Genomic DNA, 17828 nt, shown 5'->3' on the forward strand with positions numbered 1-17828 from the left:
GGTGCCGGCCGCCGCACGGGCGACCGGCCCGGCGACCCGACGGCAGCGGTCACGCCCCGGGCCGCCGTACGGGCGGTGGCCCGACGGCCGCAAGCCGGAGCGCCGGTCCGGTCAGCGGCGGTCCAGCGCGGACTCCAGCCGCCGGAGCAGCGTCTTACGCCCCTTGCCCCGGCGTTCGGCCCGCAGGGCGGCCCGTAGCTGTGCGGTGTCGAGATCGCGGACGTGCCGGGTCGCCTCGGCGACGGTCAGCTCGGTCAGCGACCCACCCGAGGTGACGCTGCGGCGTGCGCGTTTGGCCGGGCCGGTGTTGGCCACGTACTGCCGGCCGGAGGTCGACGCCCGGCGCTTACGCGCGTCGGTGGCCCGTTGCTGCTGCGGGGAGAGCTGCTTCCACGCCTTGTCGGGCAGGTACCGGTCGGTCTCACCGTCGTGCCGGGCCCGGGTGGTGCCCCGCCTGGTCCGCCACTTCTGGTCGCCCCAGCGGCGCAGGGACTGCTGCCGTTCGTCCCGTGGGCCCTGGTAGCCGCCGCCGCGCTGCTGGTACTCGCGGGTCAGCAGTTGCGACTTGCGCGCCGACCACTGCCCCGGTCGTCCACCCCGGTCACCGGCCCGGATCTCCTCCTTGAGCTGCTCGCGCAGCTCGGGTTTCGTGTAGCGAGCCATGGCCGCGGATTACCCGTGGTGGCCCGCCGTACTCACCCGCGGACGAGCCGGCCGCGCAGGGTGGCCAGTGCCCGGCTGATCAGCCGGGAGACGTGCATCTGCGAGATGCCGATCCGGCCGGCGATCTCCGCCTGGGTCAGGTTGCCGTGGAACCGCAGGGTCAGGATCAGGCGTTCGCGTTCCGGCAGGGCGGCGAGGGCGGGGCCGAGGGCGACGTGGATCTCGACGAGTTCGAGGTCGTGGTCCTCGGACCCGAGGGTGTCGGCGAGTTCCATGCCGCTGTCGGTGCCGACGGGGGTGGACAGCGAGGTCGCCCGGTAGGCGCGGGCCCCCTCCAGCCCCTCCAGGATGGTCTCTTCGGACAGGTCGAGGTAGGCGGCGATGTCGGCGACGGTCGGCGACCGCCCCAGTGTGTGGGTGAGGGTGCCGTTCGCCTCGCTGATCGCCAGCCGTAGCTCCTGGAGCCGGCGGGGGACCCGCACCGACCAGGTGCGGTCCCGGAAGTACCGCTTGATCTCGCCGACCACGGTGGGAATGGCGTACCCGGTGAAGGCGACGCCCCGGGCCGGGTCGAAGTGGTCGACCGCCTTGATCAGACCGACCGCCGCGGTCTGGGTGAGGTCGTCGTCCTGGACGCCGCGCCCGGCGTAGCGGCGGGCCAGGTGCCGGGCGAGCGGCAGCCACGCCTCGATGGCGCGTTCCCGCAGCGCCGGCCGACGCGGATCGCCGGCCGGCAGGGCTGCCATCGTGGCCACCAGGTCGTCGGCGGTGGCGCCGTCCGGGTCGAGGGTCGGTTCGGAGGTGGTGAGCATGCTGGACCTTCCGCAGGTGCCCGCTGATCGGAGGCGACACATCGGCTGAGCACGCGGACGGGCTGCGTGCTGTCGCAGGGTCACGATCACGGGCATGGTCACCGCGTCATGTAGTCCATTCGTTGGACCGAACCTACCCGAACGGAGGGCTGATTACCAGCCGAAAGGTGGATATTGGGCTGTTGGGTGGCCCGACGCCCCGGTCACCGGCTGAACGCCTCCCGCCGGCACGCCGTCATCTTGGGCGACTGGAAGTCACCGTTCGGGCCGACCTCGGTGATCCCGAACTCGCCGTCCTCGTCGGGCGTGGTCAACCGGTAACCGGCCTGCTTGGCGCACCGGTACCACTCGCGCTGGTTGTCCCGGAACGCCGCGTTGTCCGTACGCTTCTGGCGCTCCTCGAAGAACTCCGGCTCCGTCGACCGGCACGCCGCCCGTACCCGCTTCGCCTTCGGGTCGTTCTGGCTCTCCTTCCAGATCACGCTCCGGCCGTCCTCGTAGCCGGGGCCGCCCTCCTTCGCCACACACCGCCCCCAGACCGCCCGCAGGGCCTCGATCTCGTCTTGGGTGGCGTCGAGGGGGATCAGCGGGCGCTGGTCCTCGACGTCGGCGGGGCCGGTGGCGCGGGCGGTCGGGCTGCGTACCGAGGCCACCCGTGAGCCGTCGGCCCGGTCGTCGGTCGGGGCGGCGGAACAACCAGCGAGCAGGCAACCGACCACCAGCGCCGGTACGGCGAAGCGGCGGGCCGTGGTGACGAACGCGTATGACATGCCGACCACGGTCGGGGCGTGATGTCAGGAACCCGTGTGGATTCGCCGATCCTGACAGGTTTCTGAAGAACCGTCGCCATGCTCGCGGCGTGTCAACAGAACAGTCACCAGCGCAGAGCCCACCGCGCCGTACCGGTCGACGCGTCGTCGTCCCGGCCGTGCTGATCCTGGTGGTGGCGGTCGTCGCAAGCGGCGTCGTCTGGTCCGTCCACCGTGGTCCGGCCACGGCCGGCGGCGACCCGCCGGTCCCGGTGCAGACCACCACCGTCGTGCGGACCGACCTCGCCACCACCGTGTCGCTGACCGGCACCCTCGGGTACGGGCGGGCGCAGCCGGTGAAGGGCGGCCGGAGCGGGACGGTCACCTGGCTGCCGCCGGCCGGCGCGACGGTCACCCGGGGAAAGCAGCTCTACCGGATCGACGACCAGCCGGTGCCGCTGTTCTACGGCGGCCTGCCGCTCTACCGCGACCTGGCCGAACCCGGCACGGTGGGCCGCGACGTGCGGATCATCGCCACCAACCTCAAGGCCTTGGGGTACGAGATCGGCTACCAGCCCGTACCGGGGGAGAAGGTCTCCCGACCGGTCAAGTCCGGCGCCTCCGCACCACCCGCCGGGCAGCAGCAGGCGGCACCGGAGCCGGGCAGGGGCACCTCCGGCCAGGGCGCGGCGGCACCCACGCCGACGGCTGCCGCCCCGGCCCGGGTCGTCGTCCGCAAGGGCGAGGGGGTGCTGACCGGCTCGCTGATGCGGGCCGTCAAGCGCTGGCAGCAGGACGCCGAACTGCCGGTGACCGGCCGGATCGCCGTCGGCGACGTGGCCGTACTGCCCGGCGCGGTCCGGGTCGACGCCGTCACCGCGTTGCGCGGGGACCCCGCCGAGACGCCGCTGCTGACCGTCACGCCGACCGCGAAGGTGATCACCGTTCAGGCCGACGTGGCCGAGGCCGGCACGATCCAGCGGGGCGACCGGGTGACGGTGACGCTGCCGGGCGACAAGACCGTCGACGGCACCGTCTCGGCGGTCGCCACCGCCGTCACCCAGGACGACAACCCCGGCCCGACCGCCACGCCGAAGCGGGCCGTCACGGTGACCGTGGACGACGACCTGGCCGGGATCGACGCCGCCGACGTACAGGTCGACCTGGCCGGCGAGACCCGGGAAGGGGTGCTCGCCGTACCGGTCGGCGCGCTGGTGGCGCTCAGCGAGGGCGGCTACGCGCTGCAACTGGCCGACAGTGGACGGTTCGTCGCCGTCACCACCGGCATGTTCAGCAAGGGGATGGTCGAGGTCTCCGGTGACGGGATCACCGAGGACCTCGCGGTGGTGACCGCCTCGTGACCGTACTGTCCGTACGCGATGCCGCCATGCGCTATCCGGGCGGGGTCACCGCCCTCGCCGGCGTCTCGCTCGACATCACCGGGGGCGAGATGCTGGCCATCGTCGGCCCGTCCGGCTCCGGCAAGTCGACCCTGCTGCACATCATGGGCACGCTGGACCGGCCGACCTCCGGCACGGTGCACCTCGGCGGCCTCGACGTGGCCGGGCTGTCCGACCGGCAGCTGTCCGCGCTGCGCGGGCGCTGGCTGGGTTTCGTCTTCCAGCAGTTCCACCTCACCGCCGGGCTCACCGCCGCCGAGAACGTCGCCACCGGCCTGCTCTACGCCGGGGTGCCCCGCCGGCACCGCCGGCCGCTGGCCCTCGCGGCGCTGGACCGGGTCGGCCTGGCGCACCGCGTCACCCACCTGCCGCACCAGCTCTCCGGCGGGGAACGGCAGCGGGTGGCGATCGCCCGCGCCCTGGTCCACCAGCCCGCGCTGCTGCTCGCCGACGAACCCACCGGCGCGCTGGACACCCGTACCGGCCAGGCCGTCCTGGAGCTGCTGTACCGGCTGCACGCGGAGGGCACCACCATCGCCGTGATCACCCACGACCGGGACATCGCCGCCCGCCTGCCCCGCCGGGTGGAGCTGCGCGACGGCCACCTGGTCGCCGACTCCGGCCGGGTGGTGACGCCCCGATGAGCACACCCACCGACGGGGGTACGCCGCACCGCGCGCATCCGGGTACGGCGCGCGAGGCCGCCCGGCCGGTCCGGCTGGCCGTGTCCGACCTGCTCGGTCTGGGGCTGCTCGGTATCCGTACCCGGCGCACCCGGGCCGCGCTGTCGGCGCTCGGCATCGCCATCGGGATCGCCACGATGATCGTGGTCACCGGCATCCCCGCCTCCAGCCAGGCCCAGCTGATGCGGGAACTCTCCGCGCTCGGCACGAACATGTTGGAGGTGCGGGCGCTGCCCGACCAGGACCCACCGGCGCTGCTGCCGAAGGAGTCGACCGCCATGGTCCGGCGGGTGGGGCCGGTGACCGGCGTCAGCGCGGTCGCCAACACCCACCGGTTGGTCCGCCGCTCCGACCGTACCGACCCCGACGACGGCTCCGGTCTGACGGTGCTGGCCAGCCAGCTCGACCTGCTCCCGATCATCAACGCCCGGGTCCGGCACGGAAGCTGGCTCACCCCGGCGACGGCCCGTTTCCCCACCGTGGTGCTCGGCGCGGTCGCAGCGGCCCGGCTGGGCGTACGCGACGTGCCCGCCGGGGGTGGCCCCGGCCAGCAGGTGTTGATCGGCGACCGGTGGTTCACCGTGGTCGGCATCCTGGCCGCCGTACCGCTGCTGCCGGACATCGACCGGTCGGTGCTGGTCGGCTGGCCGGCCGCGCAGTCCGAGCTGGGCTTCGACGGGCATCCCACGGTGCTCTACATCCGGTCGCTGGAGCCGGCGGTGGAGCAGGTCCGGGCGGTGCTGCCCGAGACGGTCAGCCCGCAGAGCCCGGCCGACGTGCTGGTCAGCCGCCCCTCCGACGCGCTGGCCGCGAAGCGTGCCACCGAGAACGCCTTCTCGTCGCTGTTTCTGGCCCTGGCCGCGGTGGCGCTGCTGGTGGGTGGGATCGGGGTGGCCAACACGATGGTCATCTCGGTGCTGGAACGACGGGCCGAGATCGGCCTACGGCGCGCGCTCGGCGCGCACCGGGGGCAGATCCGTGGCCAGTTCCTCACCGAGTCGGTGGCCCTGGCGTCGCTGGGCGGGATCGTCGGGACGCTGCTCGGGCTGGCCGTCACCGCCGGCTACGCCGCGTACCACCAGTGGCCGGTGGTGATCCCGCTCGGCTCGACGCTGGCCGGGCTGGGCGGTGCGGCGGTGGTGGGCGTGGTGGCCGGCGTCTACCCGTCGATGCGGGCCGCCGCCCTGCCGCCGACCGAGGCGCTGGCCAGCGTCTGAGCCGGGTCGGCGGCGGGCACGGCGGGTCCGGCCCCGGGCCGGACCCGCCGCCGGTCGGGCGTCCGTCCCGGCCGGCGGTGCCGCAGGTGGCGGCGGGTTCACCCGCGCCCTGCTGCCGCCGACGTTAACGGTCACATGGGTCGGCGGGGCCGGATTCAGAAAGTTGCGACCTGAGCGAACCGATAGTTTCGAGAACGGCTGTCGGTTCCGGGGCCGGTCGACCCGTCCCGGTGCGGGTCGGTCCCCGGTCGTCGGCGGGTCGGTCGCGGGTCTGTCCGGCCCTCACCGATCCGCTGGCGGTGCTCCCCGGCAAGGCTGCTGACCAGTGGGGACGGTGTGGCCGGGCCGGCGGTGGGCGGGTCGTCGCGGGTGGACCGGATCCGGCGCGCCGGACCCGGCCGGCCGGGGGACGCGGGTCGCGTCGCGGTGCGCCGAAACGCCCGCTCCGACAGCCGGCACCGCCCGTCCGGTTGAGTATGTTATCGATAACCTGCTATCTTTCGGCCGGGAGCGAAGGGCACGCTTCCCGTCGTCCCAGTCCGTTGGCAGCGGCACACGAGGGCACCCCTCGCGCCGCCCTGCCGGTCGACGACCAAGTCCGGGCCGCTCCACCGAGCCGTCGTGCCGTCCGCGCCGAGCGGGCGCGTCCGCCCACCCGAGTCGCCCCGCCCCGGCGAGGAGACGGGGTGCGGGTCGTTCACCGCATCCTGCCGTCCCCGCCGGCCATCGCCGGGTCGACTCCGCGTATCACCACCGGGACACCAGACCCATGGCAAGGAGCCAAGCAATGGTCAGACACAGACACCTACTCCCGACCATCGCCGCCGCGGCCGTCCTGCTCGCGGCGACCGTCGGCGGCGCGCTGAACGGCGGCCTCTCCGCGACGGCGGAGGCGGCGACGAACGGCACCCTCGCGGCGACGGCGGGCTGCGGCAAGGCCCCCACGCTGAGCAACGGAACGCGCACGATCACCAGCAGCGGGCAGAACCGCAGCTACATCCTGCGGCTTCCGGACGGCTACGACCGCAACCGCCAGTACCGGCTGGTCGTCGGCTTCCACTGGTTGAACGGCTCGGCGCAGAACGTCTCCTCGGCCGGCTACTACGGCCTGCTGCCGCTGTCCAACAACAGCACGATCTTCGTCGCCCCGCAGGGCATCGACGCCGGCTGGGCCAACACCAACGGCCGGGACCTGACCCTCTTCGACGACATCCTCCGGCAGGTCGAGAACGACCTGTGCGTGGACACCACCCAGCGGTTCGTGCTGGGCTGGAGCTACGGCGGCGCGATGAGCTACGCGGTGGCCTGCGCCCGGCCCACCGTCGTCCGCGCGGTCGCGGTGCTGTCCGGCGCCCAGCTCAGTGGCTGCAACGGCGGTACCCAGCCGGTGCCGTACTTCGGCATCCACGGCACCCACGACAGCGTGCTGAACATCTCGATGGGCCGGTCGCTGCGCGACACGTTCGTCCGGAACAACGGGTGCACCGCGCAGAGCCCGCGCGAGCCGGCCCTGAACAGCTTCACCCACATCACCACGACCTACTCGGGCTGCCGTTCCGGCTTCCCGGTGCAGTGGGCCGCGTTCGACGGTGACCACACCCCCAGCCCGGTCGACGGGTCGGGCACCCCCAACGACTCGCGGACCTGGACGTCGGGGGAGATCTGGCGCTTCTTCAGCCAGTTCCAGTCCACCACGCCGCCGACCACGCCCCCGCCGACCACCGCTCCGCCGACGACCCCGCCGCCCACCACCGCCCCGCCGACCACCCCGCCGCCGACCACGCCCCCGCCCACCAGCGGGCCCGGCGGCTGCACCGCCACCTACAAGGCGGTCAACAGCTGGCCCGGCGGTTTCCAGGGTGAGGTCACCGTGGCCAACACCAGCTCCGATGCGATCACCGGCTGGGCCGTGGGCCTGAGCCTCGGCAGCGGCCAGGCGATCAGTAGCGTCTGGAACGGCGTCAACACCGGCACCACCGGCAACGTCACCGTCCGCAACGCCGCCTACAACGGCGCGCTGGCGCCCAACGCTTCGACCACCTTCGGGTTCACCGCCACCGGCAACGGCACCCCGCCGCCCGGCAACATCACCTGCGCCATCTCCTGACCACGGACGCCCTCAGGGCCCGGAGCCACCCGGCTCCGGGCCCGCCGTCCGTTCCGGGCCCGGTCGGCGTCGCGGGGTGTGCCGTACGGGTGCCGCGCCGGCGGGTCTTATTGCCAATAACTGGCAACTACGCGATAGTGGCAGCAGTGGCGGGTACCCGGGCCTGCGATGATCCGACCTGGCCCGAGTGCCCGCCCCTGTGTCGATCCACGACCCGAGGGAGCTGCCGGTGGGGCCCAGGCGCACGGACGCGATCTCCCCGGAGAACGTCACGTCCCGTTCCGTACGCGTGCCGGCGTTGCTCGGCATCGTCCTGGCCGTCGTCGCCGGCTGCGCGTCCCCGACGCCGTCGTCGACCGACCGCACCGGGAGCGGCCCGGTCGTGGTGGCCACGGCGGGTGAGCCGGACACCCTCAACCCGGTGCTCAACTACGGCCCCGACGGCGCGTCGCTGATCTTCGACGGGCTGGTCGCCCGGGACGCCCGCAACCAGCTCGTGCCGGCCCTGGCCCGGGAACTGCCGACGGTCTCGGCGGACGGCCGGACCGTCACGGCGACCCTGCGCGACGGGGTGCTGTTCCACGACGGCAGCCCGCTCACCGCCGGAGACGTCGTCTTCACCTACCAGGCGGTGCTGGACCCGAAGGTCGACTCGACGCTCCGCTCGGACCTCGACATGCTCGCCTCCGTCGCCGCCCCCGACCCCACCACCGTGGTCTTCACCCTCAAACACCCGTACGCGCCGTTCGTGCAGCGGCTGGCGCTGGGCATCGTGCCGGCGAAGGCGTTCGCCGGGCAGGACGTCAACCGGGCGGAGTTCAACCGCAGGCCGATCGGCACCGGGCCGTACCGGATGACGTCCTGGACGCCGGGGGACCGGCTGGTGCTGGCGGCGAACGAGCGGTACTGGGGCGGCAAGCCGGCGAACTCCGGCGTGGTGGTGGCGTTCGTCGCCGACGACAACGTCCGCGCGCAGCGGATGCGGGCCGGCGAGTTCGACGCGGCCGAACTACCGCCGAAGCTGGCGACCGGATTCGACGGCCAGCGCGGTCACCAGGTACGCAACGTCCCCACCGCCGACTACCGGGGCGTCATGCTGCCCATGGGCAACCCCGTCCTGGGCGACCTGGCGGTCCGCCGGGCGCTGAGCACGGCGGTGGACCGGCAGGCCATGGTGACCGGGGTGCTCGGCGGGGCGGGGGAGCCGGCGTTCGGCCCGGTGCCGCCCACCTCCGAGTTCGCCGAGCCGTCGGTCACCGGGCGGCCCACCGCCGACCGGGCCGCCGCCACCGCGATCCTCGACGCCGCCGGCTGGACGCCCGGCCCGGACGGCATCCGCGCCAAAGCCGGGCGGCAGGCGGCGTTCACCCTGATGTACCCGGCCACCGACAGCCTGCGCAAGGAACTGGCCCTGGCGGTCACCGCCGACGCCAGGAAGATCGGCGTCGCGGTCACCCCGCAGGGCCTCACCTGGGACGCGATCACCCCCCGGATGGGGACCGACGCGCTGGTCATGGGGTACGGTACGCCGTACGACCCGGACTTCGTCTCGTTCAAGCTGTTCGGATCGGCCTTCGCCGGGCAGGGCTTCTTCAACCCCGGCTCCTACCGGTCCGCCACCGTCGACGCCGCCCTACAGGCCGGCCGGGACACCACCGACCCGGCCGCCCGACGGGCCGCGTACGCCACCTTCCAGAAGCAGCTCGCCGCCGACGTGCCGTGGGTGTTCCTCACCTACCTGCAACACACCTACGTGGTGCGCGACACCGTGGCCGGGGTGACGCCCCGGGTCGAGCCGCACGAGCACGACGTCGCCAACAGCCTCTGGTGGAACGTGCACACCTGGGAGAAGACATCGTGACGATGCCGGCCCCACCGCCGGTCCGCCGTCGACGGCTGGCCGGGGCCGGGGTCATGATCCGCCGCCGGCTGCTGGTCGCCGTACCGGTGCTCGCCGCGACCAGCATGGGCATGTTCGCCCTCGGCGCGGCCTCCCCGATCGACCCGGCCCAGCAGTACGCGGGCGCGGCGGCCTTCACCACCACCGAGGAGAACCTCGCGCAGTTGCGCGCCAACTGGGGTGTCGACGACCCGCTGCCGGTGCAGTACGCCCGCTGGGTGGGCAACCTGCTGCGCGGCGACCTCGGCTGGTCCACCAGCCGCCACGAACCGGTCACCTCCGTGCTGGCCGCCCGCGCCGGCTGGACCCTGCTGCTCGTCGGCCTGGCCCTCGCCCTCGTCCTGGTGGCGAGCGTGCTGCTGGGCACCCTCGCCGCGTACCGGCGCGGTGGTGTCTTCGACCGCGCCCTGCGCACCGTCGCGTACGCCGTGCAGTCGATGCCGGTGTTCTGGATCGGGCTGGCCGCGATCGCCGTGTTCGCCCTCACCCTGGGCTGGCTGCCCGCCGGTGGGCTCACCGACATCACCGCGACCGGCACCGACCCGGCCGACGTGGCCCGGCACCTGGTGCTGCCGGTGAGCGTGCTGGCGATCTCCCAGGCCCCGTGGTTCGTGCTGTTCGTCCGGGACGCCGTCGCCGAGAGCCTGCGCGACGACCACGTGCTGGCCGCCCGCGCCCGGGGGCTGCCCGGCCGTACCGTCCTGTTCGGCCACGCGCTGCGGACCGCGCTGCTGCCCTTCCTCACCCTGGTCGGCACCCACCTGCCCGAACTCGTCGGCGGCGCGGTGCTGGTGGAGACCGTGTTCTCGCTGCCCGGCCTGGGCGCGGTCACCGTCCAGGCGGCGTTGGGCGCCGACTTCCCGCTGCTGGCCGCCACCACCCTGGCCACCACCGTGGTGGTGCTGGCCGCGAACCTGGCCACCGACCTCGGCTACGCCGCCGCCGACCCCCGGGTACGCCTCGATGACTGACCTCGCCCCACCGCCGCCCGCCCCGCCCGTCCGACGCCTGCCGCCGCGCCGACCGGCCACCCTGCTGCGGGGCGGACGGCCCGGCGCGGTGGTGGCCGCCGCCGTGCTCGTCGTCGCGGTCGCCGGCTGCCTGCTCGCGCCCCTGCTCTGGCCGCTGGACCAGAGCGCGGTCGACCTCGCCCGGACCCGGCTCGCTCCCTCACCCGACCACCTGGCCGGCACCGACGACCTGGGCCGGGACGTGGCCCAGCGCAGCCTCTACGGGCTGCGCGTCTCGCTGCTCGTCGGGGTGGTCGCCGCGCTGGTCGCCACCGTCATCGGTGGCCTCGTCGGCGCGGTCGCCGGCAGCGTCGGCGGGCGCGTCGACCGGGTGCTGATGCGGGTCGTCGACACCGTCGCCGCCCTGCCGCACCTGCTGCTGGGCATCTTCATCGTGGCGATGCTGCGGCCCGGCCTCGGTGCGGTCGTCGCCTCGATCGCGTTGACGCACTGGCTGTCCACCGCCCGCATCGTCCGCTCCGAACTGCTCAGCCTGCGGTCCCGCCCGTTCGTCGACGCCGCGATCTCCGGCGGGGCGGGCCGGGCCCGGGTGCTCACCCGGCACCTGCTGCCGCACGTGCTGCCCCGGCTCGCGCTGGCGACCACGCTGATGGTGCCGCACGCCGTCTGGCACGAGACCGCGCTGTCCTTCCTCGGCCTGGGCCTGCCGCCGCACCTCGCCTCCATCGGCAACATGATCAACGACGGCCAGCGGTCCCTGCTCACCGGCGCGTGGTGGGCCAGCATCGTCCCCGGCCTGGCCCTGGTCGCCGTCACCCTCGCCCTGGCCGTGCTCACCGGCCGCTGGCGGGACCGCCTCGACCCCCGCGTACGGGCGGAGTTGCAGCTGTGACCGCGAGCGCAACCGGCACCGTGCCCACCGCCGCCGGCCGCCGGCCGGCGTTGCTGACGGTCGACGGGCTGACCGTCCGGTTCCGGCTTCCCGACGCCGTCGTGCACGCCGTCACCGACCTGCGCCTCGCCCTGCACCCGGGCGAACTGCTGGCCGTGGTGGGCGAGTCGGGCTGCGGCAAGTCCGTCCTCGCGCACGCGCTGCTCGGTCTGCTGCCCCGCAACGCCACCGTCACCGGGCACGCCCACCTGCACCAGGCGGACGGCACCCCGGTCGACCTGGTCGCGGCGGGCGAACGGCACCTCGCCCGGCACGTCCGGGGCCGGGCCGTCGGGCTCGTCCCGCAGAGCCCCGCCACCGCCCTGACCCCGGTACGCACCGGCCGGCGGCTGCTGGAGGAGACCCTGCGCGCCCACGGGCACCCCCGGCGCAGCGCCGCCGACACCGCCGGGCGGGCCGCCGCCGACGTCGGCCTGCACCCCGCCGACCTCGACCGCTACCCGCACGAGATGTCCGGGGGGATGGCCCAGCGGCTGGCGACCGCCCTGGCGCTGGCCCCCGACCCGCCGCTGCTGCTCGCCGACGAACCCACCACCGGCCTCGACCGGCCGCTGGTGGAGCACACCCTGGACCTGCTGCGCCGCCGCTGCGACGCCGGGGCCGCCGTCCTGCTCATCACCCACGACCTCGCCGCCGCCCGCCGCGTCGCCGACACCGTCGCCGTCATGTACGCCAGCCGCATCGTCGAACACCGGCCCACCCCGGACCTGTTCGACAGGCCCGCCCACCCCTACACCGCCGGGCTGCTCGACGCCCTGCCCGACCGGGCGTTCACCCCGGTGCCCGGTCACCCGCCGATGCTCACCGACCTGCCCGACGGCTGCTCCTTCGCCCCGCGTTGCCCCCGGGCCACCGACACCTGCCGCACCCCGCCCCGCCCGGCGGCCGATGGCACCGGGCAGGTCGCCTGCCACCACCCGCTCACCTCCGGAGCAGCGGCATGACGACCACGGTCGACCATCCGCCCGCCGGGCTCGCCGCGCACCAGGTCACCGTCCACTACGGCCGGCAGCGCGTCCTCGACCGCGTGGACCTGCACGTCGCTCCCGGGGAGACGGTCGGTCTGCGCGGCCCCTCCGGCAGCGGCAAGTCGACCCTCGCCCGCGTGCTGGCCTTCCTGCACGCCCCGGACGACGGCCGGGTCACCCTCGACGGTGAACCCGTCGCGGGGGTCCGGCACCGGCTGCCCGCCGCCGTACGGACCCGGGTGGCGATCCTGTTCCAGAGCCCCCGCGCCGCCAGCGACCCCCGGTTGAGCCTGGCCGACCTGATCGCCGAACCGTTGCGCGCCACCGGGACACCGGCCGGGCAGGTGACGGCCCGGACGGCCGAGCTGGCCGACCTGGTCGGGCTCACCCCCGACCTGCTCACCCGGCGTCCGCACGCGGTCAGCGACGGGCAGCTGCAACGCGCCTGCCTGGCCCGCGCCCTCGCGCACCGCCCCGACCACCTGCTCTGCGACGAGGCCACCGCCATGCTCGACGCCTCCACCCAGGCCCACGTGGCGGCAGTCGTCACCGACTACCAGCGTCGGCACCGCGCGGGCGTGCTGCTGATCACCCACGATCCGGCGCTGCTGGCCCGCTGGGCGACCCGGGTGGTGGACCTGCCGGTCACCCGGTGACGGCGGTGCCCGACCTGGCGGCGGCTACCGGGCGGGGCCGGTCCGCAGGTAGGTGAGGACGGCGAGGACCCGGCGGTTGGTGTCGTCGCTGGGCGGCAGGTCGAGCTTGGCCAGGATGTTGCCGACGTGCTTGCCGATCGCCGCCTCGGTGACGTGCAGCCGGGCCGCGATCGCCGCGTTGGAGTGCCCCTCGGCCAGCAGCACCAGCACCTCCCGCTCCCGGGCCGACAGGGCGGCGAGCGGGTCGCGCGGCCGGTGCAGCAGGTGCCGCACCACGTCGGGGTCGATGGCCGTGCCGCCGCCGGTGACCCGGCGCAGGGTAGCGGCGAACTCGGCGACGTCGGCGACCCGGTCCTTGAGCAGGTAGCCGACCCGGCGACGGTCCCCGCTGTCGAGCAGCGCCGCGGCGTACTCGGCCTGCACGTGCTGGCTGAGCACCACCACCGCGAGGTGCGGGCAGGCGGCGCGGGCGGTGACGGCGGCCCGTAGCCCGTCGTCGCGGTGCTGCGGCGGCATCCGGATGTCGGTCACCACCAGGTCCGGTTCGTGCGCGTCGACCGCCGCCAGCAGTTCCGGGGCGGAGCCGACGGCGGCGACCACCGCGAAGTCGAACCGGGTCAGCAGGCCGATCATGCCCTCCCGCAGGAGCACCTCGTCCTCGGCGAGCACGACCCGGGTCACCGGGGGCACGGCAGCTCCACCCGTACCAGGGTAGGCCCGCCGGGCGGGCTGGACAGCAGCAGCCGGCCGTCGACGGCGGCGACCCGGTCGGCGAGACCGGTCAGTCCGCTGCCCCGGGCCGGGTCGGCGTCGCCGCGCCCGTCGTCCTCGATCTCGACGACGAGACTGCCGGCGGACCGGGTCAGCCGCACCTCGGCCCGGCCCGCGCGGGCGTGCCGGGCCACGTTGCCCAGGGACTCGGACACCACGAAGTAGGCGGTGGTCTCGACCACCTCCGGCAGCGGCTGCCCGAGGTCGGCCCGGACGTCGACCGGGATGGTGGCCGCCCCGGCCAGTTCCCGGACGGCGCCGGCCAGGCCGAGTTCGGTGAGGTGCTGCGGGCGGATGCCCTGCACGATCTGCCGGAGGGTGACCATCAGCCCCTTGGCCTGCTCGTGCGCGACGGCCAACGGGCGGGCGGCGGGGGAGTCGTCGGGCACGTCCAGCCGGGCCAGGCCGAGCTGGAGGGTGAGGCTGGTCAGCCGGGGCTGCGCGCCGTCGTGCACGTCCCGCTCGATGCGGCGGCGTTCGGCCTCGTACGCGTCGACCAGCCGGGCCCGGGAGCGGGTGACCTCCCGCAGCGCCGTGGCGTCGGCGGACCCGTCGAGCAGCCGGCGGGCCGCCGTCGCCTGGCCGGCGGCGAGCAGGCCGGCCAGGTACACCAGCGCCGGGACGCACAGGACGCCCACGGCCGCGTACGGGATCGCCTCGCGGGGGGTGTCGATCGTGGTCCAGACCACGATGACCGGGTCGCTGCCGCTGGCCAGCCAGGGGCTGGCGATCAGCGTCGCGTCGAGCAGCACGAGCAGGAACAGCAGCCAGTACGCCAGCGGCACGAGCCCGCCCAGCAGGAAGGTGTAGCCGACCTCCCGCCAGGCCGCGGCGCTGGTGTAGCGGGCCGCCAGACCCGTGAACCGGGGCCGGTGCACCGGTCGCGGATCGACCAGGCGCAGCCGCCACCGCTCGATCGCGGCCACCGCGATGCTGACGACCGGGGCCGACGCGAGCACCAGCAGGGCGACGACGGTGAGGAACACGACGATGGGCAGCTCGACCGGGCGGTCCTGCCGCACCGTGTTGAGGACGGCCATCAGGGGCGCGCCGACGACGAGCAGCCCGATCGACAGGGGTCCGGCGACCGGCAGGGTGGTGGCGAGGTAGGCCAGCGCCCGCCACGGCCACGGGGAGAGCAGGTGGTCGCGTCGGCGCAGTGACGCCGCCAGGTGCAGGGGTACGTCCGGGGTCATGGTCGAACCCTGTCAGGGCGACGCCCTCCGACCCAGCCCACTGGTCGTAGCGTTGCGGGTATGCCTGGCCCTACCCGGCCGGACCGCCGGCCGAAGCCGCTACGCAGAGTTATTCGGCAACTACCTTAGCGGGCCGTGCAACTCTGCGGGCCGGTGGCTCCGTTCTACCTCCGTCACAAGGAGGCAGTCGACTTGAAAGCCGAAGACGAACAGGCGTTCCGCGAGTTCGTGACGTCGCAGATGGCGTCGCTGCGCAAGCTGGCGTACATGACCTGCGGCGACTGGCACGCGGCCGAGGACGCCGTGGCCAACGCCCTGGTCAAGCTCTATCCCCGCTGGCGTCGGCTGGAACGGCCCGATCTCTACGTCAAGACCATGGTCTACCGGGCTGCCGTCGACGAGACCCGGCGGCCCTGGCGGCGGGAGCGGTCGTTCGGCGACGCCATGCCGGACGTCGCGCTGCGCGACCCGGCCGACGCCGCCGACGAGCGGCTGCGCCTGCGGGCGGCGCTCGACGCCGTACCGGCCCGGCAGCGGGCCGCCGTCGTGCTCCGGCACTACCTGGGCCTGAGCCTGGAGGACACGGCCGGCGTCCTCGACTGCACGGTGGGCACTGTCAAGAATCGTTAGAAGCTATGGTCGATGTTGCCGACACGAACGTCGACCTAGGGGGACGGTTCTGATGGTACGGCGGAAGGCCCGGTCGGGGAACCGGGGCCGGTTCGACAGCAAGGACGCGTTGCTGGCCGGGGGCTCGGACGTGCGGGCGTTGCGGTATCAGCGCGCGAGTCAGGACAAGAAGGAGCAGGGCAAGAGCGTTCACGACCAGGGCGTGCTCAACCTGGCGGAGATCACGAAGCGGTCGTGGACGGACGCGGGATCATTCACGGACAACCACCGCTCGGCCAGCCGCCGCGCGACGAAGGAGCGCGAGCAGTTCGAGTTGTTGATCGAGCAGATCCGCGCGGGCAAGGGTGACGTGCTGGTGGTCTGGGAGATCTCCCGCAAGGAACGCGACCTCGCGGTGTTCGTGAAGATCCGCGACATGTGCCACGAGGTCGGCCTCAACTTCTGGCTGGTCGGCGGGGTGCTGTATGACCTGCGGGACAAGAACGACCGGATGATGCTCGGCTTCCAGGCGGTGCAGGCCGAGTGGATGGCCGACTCGATCCGCGACAACGTGCTGCGCGGCATCGTCGGCGCCGCCGAAGCGGGCCGTCCGCACGGGAAGATCACCTACGGGTACCGGCGGATCTACGACCAGCGCACCCGCGCCCTGCTGCGTCAGGAGCCCGACACCGAGATCCACACGGCCGTGGCGGCCGACGGGACGGTGACGGAGTACTCGCGGGCACAGGTGGTGCGGGACAACTTCCGCAAGATCTCCGAGGGCACGCCGCTGACCGCGATCGAGGCCGAACTCAACCGGCTCGGGATCCCCGCCTCCGAGGGAGGACTCTGGCGGCGCGGCATCCTTCGCAAGCAGGTGATGAACCCGGCCTACATCGGCAAGCGGGTGCTCCGAGGCGAGATCGTTGGCGACGGCATCTGGCCCGCACTCGTCGACGAGGAGACGTACTGGTCGGTGGTACGGATGCTGGGCGACCCGTCGCGCACCACGACCCGGCCCGCCCGCGCGGTGCATCTGCTGTCGTACCTGGTGCGCTGCGGAGTCTGCGACGGGCCGCTGTCGTCTCAGAAGGTGAACCGGCACGGCTGGACCGGGCAGGTGTACTCCTGCCTGCACAAGCGGTGCGCCGCGGTGAAAGCCGAGTTCCTCGACGAGTACGTGCAGCGCACCGTGGTGGCGTGGCTGTCCCGCCCCGACGTCTACGACATCCTCACCGCCGCCAGCGCCACCGACGAGGAAGTCGCCCACGCCCGCGCCGAAGCCCAACGGCTGCGCGGGGAGTTGGAGGACTGGCGCAAGCTCGGGGAGGAGGGCGAGGTCACCGCGATCGCCTACGCCCGCGCCGAGAAAGGCCTGCTCGCGCAGATCGCCGAGCACGAGCAACGCGCCGCCGACGCCGGGATCCCGGCCGTGCTACGGGGGCGCATCGGCGACCAAGCGGTGCAGGCGTGGCAGGAACTGGGCGACGACATCCCGGTCAAGCGGGAGATCATCCGCCTCATCGCCGACATCAAACTCCTGCGCGCCGGGTTCAAGGGCGAACGCCGCACCTTCGGCCGCCACCGCCTGGACTGGCGGTGGAAGTTTGGCCCGCAGGACCAGCAAACGGCCTGAACTCGGCGGTTGCTGAGTCAGGACATGTTGAGGGCGACTTGACCTCTGGAAAGAGTAGAGCGTCGATGGTGTCCGCCGCCCGCCCACGGGGCGGGCGGCGTGATCCGTCGACGGAAGGTGTTCAGCTGTGCCACGCGAACGACTCAGCACCCTGGCCGTGCTGCCGGAAGATGTCACCGATCCGCTGTTCTGGCGGCTCGCCTTCGACGTCGCCTCCGCACACCAACCCGACGAGCGCGGCGACTGCCGCAACCTGCAGTGCCAAGGCCAGCGCGGCATGTGCGCCGCCGCTCGCGCCGCCCGTCGTGCGATGAGCATGGCGCGGGCACCGCGGACTACCGCGCCGCACCCGCCACATGCTCGGGGCTGCGCTGCTGGGGACTCACCTAAGCGCAGCTTCGTCGGCTGGTTTACCGCGCGCTCGCCGATTGAGGCGACACGCTTCGTCAGTCGTGCGGAGACATGGCCACGCTGGCCGCATCCGAGGCGCGCGGTGGCGTGACCGGAAACGGCTGTCGCAGGCTAGCGATATGACTGC

At 73.8% G+C, this 17828-nt stretch carries 16 protein-coding genes; 11 read left to right on the forward strand and 5 right to left on the reverse strand.

Annotated elements, in window-relative coordinates:
- Positions 1-111: 111 nt before the first annotated feature.
- The 3 genes from H1A17_RS08435 to H1A17_RS08445 form a co-directional block, all read right to left on the reverse strand.
- Positions 112-663, reverse strand: a complete 552-nt coding sequence (locus tag H1A17_RS08435) for a DUF5872 domain-containing protein (protein WP_145917678.1) — start codon at positions 661-663, stop codon at positions 112-114.
- 32 nt (positions 664-695) lie between these two features.
- Positions 696-1475 (reverse strand): SigB/SigF/SigG family RNA polymerase sigma factor, encoded by a 780-nt coding sequence (locus H1A17_RS08440; RefSeq protein WP_194821563.1) that lies wholly within the window; start codon positions 1473-1475, stop codon positions 696-698.
- Between the two features lie 203 nt (positions 1476-1678).
- On the reverse strand, positions 1679-2245 hold the full coding sequence (locus H1A17_RS08445) for a hypothetical protein (protein WP_145917680.1): 567 nt from the start codon (positions 2243-2245) through the stop codon (positions 1679-1681).
- An 89-nt stretch (positions 2246-2334) separates the two neighbouring features.
- Here H1A17_RS08445 and H1A17_RS08450 point away from each other — a divergent pair, with 89 nt between their 5' ends.
- The 9 genes from H1A17_RS08450 (at position 2335) to H1A17_RS08490 (ending at position 13078) form a co-directional block, all read left to right on the forward strand.
- Positions 2335-3585 (forward strand): HlyD family secretion protein, encoded by a 1251-nt coding sequence (locus H1A17_RS08450; protein WP_145917681.1) that lies wholly within the window; start codon positions 2335-2337, stop codon positions 3583-3585.
- A gap of 26 nt (positions 3586-3611) precedes the next feature.
- Positions 3612-4268 (forward strand): ABC transporter ATP-binding protein, encoded by a 657-nt coding sequence (locus H1A17_RS08455; RefSeq protein ID WP_145922537.1) that lies wholly within the window; start codon positions 3612-3614, stop codon positions 4266-4268.
- Positions 4265-5524: an ABC transporter permease gene (locus tag H1A17_RS08460; RefSeq protein ID WP_145917682.1), complete on the forward strand. Its 1260-nt coding sequence runs from the start codon at positions 4265-4267 to the stop codon at positions 5522-5524. Before H1A17_RS08455 ends, H1A17_RS08460 begins: the two co-directional genes overlap by 4 nt.
- Positions 5525-6311: 787 nt before the next feature.
- A complete protein-coding gene (locus H1A17_RS08465) occupies positions 6312-7631 on the forward strand; it encodes a cellulose binding domain-containing protein (RefSeq protein ID WP_228543155.1) in 1320 nt (439 codons plus the stop codon).
- A 229-nt stretch (positions 7632-7860) separates the two neighbouring features.
- On the forward strand, positions 7861-9492 hold the full coding sequence (locus H1A17_RS08470; RefSeq protein ID WP_309236731.1) for an ABC transporter substrate-binding protein: 1632 nt from the start codon (positions 7861-7863) through the stop codon (positions 9490-9492).
- 2 nt (positions 9493-9494) lie between these two features.
- Positions 9495-10502, forward strand: a complete 1008-nt coding sequence (locus tag H1A17_RS08475; RefSeq protein WP_194821594.1) for an ABC transporter permease — start codon at positions 9495-9497, stop codon at positions 10500-10502.
- Entirely contained in the window at positions 10495-11394 is a 900-nt protein-coding gene (locus tag H1A17_RS08480) for an ABC transporter permease (RefSeq protein WP_194821565.1), read from the forward strand. The genes H1A17_RS08475 and H1A17_RS08480 overlap by 8 nt, the downstream gene beginning before the upstream one ends.
- A complete protein-coding gene (locus tag H1A17_RS08485) occupies positions 11391-12398 on the forward strand; it encodes an ABC transporter ATP-binding protein (RefSeq protein WP_309236732.1) in 1008 nt (335 codons plus the stop codon). Before H1A17_RS08480 ends, H1A17_RS08485 begins: the two co-directional genes overlap by 4 nt.
- The gene (locus H1A17_RS08490; protein WP_145917685.1) at positions 12395-13078 is read left to right on the forward strand and encodes an ABC transporter ATP-binding protein; all 684 of its coding nucleotides are present in this window, start codon (positions 12395-12397) and stop codon (positions 13076-13078) included. Before H1A17_RS08485 ends, H1A17_RS08490 begins: the two co-directional genes overlap by 4 nt.
- 24 nt (positions 13079-13102) lie before the next feature.
- On the opposite strand, the gene H1A17_RS08495 is transcribed toward H1A17_RS08490, so the two are convergent.
- Positions 13103-13768 carry a response regulator transcription factor gene (locus H1A17_RS08495; protein ID WP_145917686.1) on the reverse strand — a complete coding sequence of 222 codons (666 nt, stop codon included), beginning with the start codon at positions 13766-13768 and terminating at the stop codon, positions 13103-13105.
- Positions 13756-15045, reverse strand: coding sequence for a sensor histidine kinase (locus H1A17_RS08500; protein ID WP_194821566.1), 1290 nt, complete (start codon positions 15043-15045; stop codon positions 13756-13758). Before H1A17_RS08500 ends, H1A17_RS08495 begins: the two co-directional genes overlap by 13 nt.
- Positions 15046-15237: 192 nt before the next feature.
- Here H1A17_RS08500 and H1A17_RS08505 point away from each other — a divergent pair, with 192 nt between their 5' ends.
- Entirely contained in the window at positions 15238-15675 is a 438-nt protein-coding gene (locus tag H1A17_RS08505) for a SigE family RNA polymerase sigma factor (protein ID WP_194821567.1), read from the forward strand.
- 52 nt (positions 15676-15727) lie between these two features.
- Positions 15728-17290, forward strand: coding sequence for a recombinase family protein (locus H1A17_RS08510; RefSeq protein ID WP_194821568.1), 1563 nt, complete (start codon positions 15728-15730; stop codon positions 17288-17290).
- Positions 17291-17828: the final 538 nt, after the last annotated feature.

Origin of the sequence: Micromonospora sp. S-DT3-3-22 (assembly GCF_015354745.1) — a bacterium.
In the GTDB taxonomy this organism is placed as follows: Bacteria; Actinomycetota; Actinomycetes; order Mycobacteriales; family Micromonosporaceae; genus Micromonospora; species Micromonospora wenchangensis.